This is a genomic window from Microcystis sp. M49636_WE2 (assembly GCF_030065375.1).
Taxonomy (GTDB): domain Bacteria; phylum Cyanobacteriota; class Cyanobacteriia; order Cyanobacteriales; family Microcystaceae; genus Microcystis; species Microcystis aeruginosa_C.
The window spans coordinates 1-1,376 of record NZ_JASJFG010000487.1 but is presented as its reverse complement, the minus strand read 5'-3'; the positions used below and the strand labels follow the sequence as shown (position 1 = coordinate 1,376).

Genomic DNA, 1,376 nt, shown 5'->3' with positions numbered 1-1,376 from the left:
GAGATTTGTTGCGGGGTTAAACCGAGGTCTTGCAGTAGAGGAATTGTTTTCAATTTTTGCAAGTTTATTCCCTGTTCAATTCCCTGTTCAATTCCCTGTTCAATTCCCTGTTCAATTCCCTGTTCAATTCCATCTCCAAAAGCTTCTTGATAGAAACGAGTTTGTTTTAGGTCTTGTAGTTCCAACATAGCTTCAATTTCCTCCCGATTACTGCTTTTCTAGATTGTTGAAACAGGTTTGATTATTGTTGCTGTTGTGCCAAATAGTTAAGCACTGTTTCCAGATTCAAGTCTAAGCGTTCCGAGATTTGTTGCGGGGTTAAACCGAGGTCTTGTAGTAGAGGAATTATTTTCAATTTTTGCAAGTTTATTCCCTGTTCAATTCCCTGTTGAATACCATCTCCAAAAGCTTCTTGATAGAAACGAGTTTGTTTTAGGTCTTGTAGTTCCAACATAGCTTCAATTTCCTCTCGACTTTTTTGGGGTAACTTATAAATGATGATCGTTTCGATTAAATCAATGACATTTTTCTGTACTAAGCGATCGCTCAATTCTCTTTGAGCCTGTTTAATTAAAATCTTAGCAGAATTAACAGCTTGACTCTCACTTTCCGTAACCAATTTGATCATGGCGATCGCTAAAGAAGGAGTCTCGTCATTTGGCAATTCATCCAGATAGATTCTTTTAATCCTGTCCAAGGATAACAAGTCTTCAAATTGCTGGGGATGTTCTCGCTCAATTTCTCGGCTAGGATAAATAACAACTATCTGCCACGGTGACAAAGGTTTATACTGTCTAAGATACAAGAAAAGTTCCGAAAATAATCGATAATATAGGTCTTCATCCTTTTGAAATTGCACTTCTACCAGATAAAAGGGCAAATTTTCCAGATTATCGAGCGGCAAAAATAAACCATCCAATCGAAAAGCTAGTTGTTTGACTTCTTGGGAAGTAAATCGATAATTGCTAACCATAGCATCGGGTCGTTCGATTAATTCAAAGAACGAATCGGGAAAATCGAGAAACATTCGATAGAATATGCTGTCAGTTTTCATGTCATCGCTGATAGCTTAAAGGTCACTGATTTACTACTATTAATTTGCCAACTACTTAGAAATTGCTGCTTTTCTAGATTGTTGAAACAGGTTTGATTATTGTTGCTGTTGTGCCAAATAGTTAAGCACTGTTTCCAGAGTCAAGTCTAAGCGTTCCGAGATTTGTTGCGGGGTTAAACCGACTTCTTGCAGTAGAGGAATTATTTTCAATTTTTGCAAGTTTATTCCCTGTTCAATTCCCTGTTCAATTCCCTGTTCAATTCCCTGTTCAATTCCATCTTCAAAAGCTTCTTGATAGAAACGAGTTTGTTTTAGGTCTTGT

The 1,376-nt window shown here is 37.2% G+C and carries 1 protein-coding gene and 2 pseudogenes; all 3 read right to left on the bottom strand.

Features of this window, described 5'->3' with window-relative positions:
* Positions 1 to 209: pseudogene (locus PX484_RS11440) on the bottom strand (Rpn family recombination-promoting nuclease/putative transposase); the annotation flags it as partial.
* Positions 210 to 241: 32 nt separating this feature from the next.
* Complete coding sequence (locus PX484_RS11435; protein WP_288103889.1) at positions 242 to 1,054, bottom strand: Rpn family recombination-promoting nuclease/putative transposase; 813 nt, start codon at positions 1,052 to 1,054, stop codon at positions 242 to 244.
* Between the two features lie 96 nt (positions 1,055 to 1,150).
* Positions 1,151 to 1,376 (bottom strand): annotated as a pseudogene (locus tag PX484_RS11430) (Rpn family recombination-promoting nuclease/putative transposase); the annotation flags it as partial.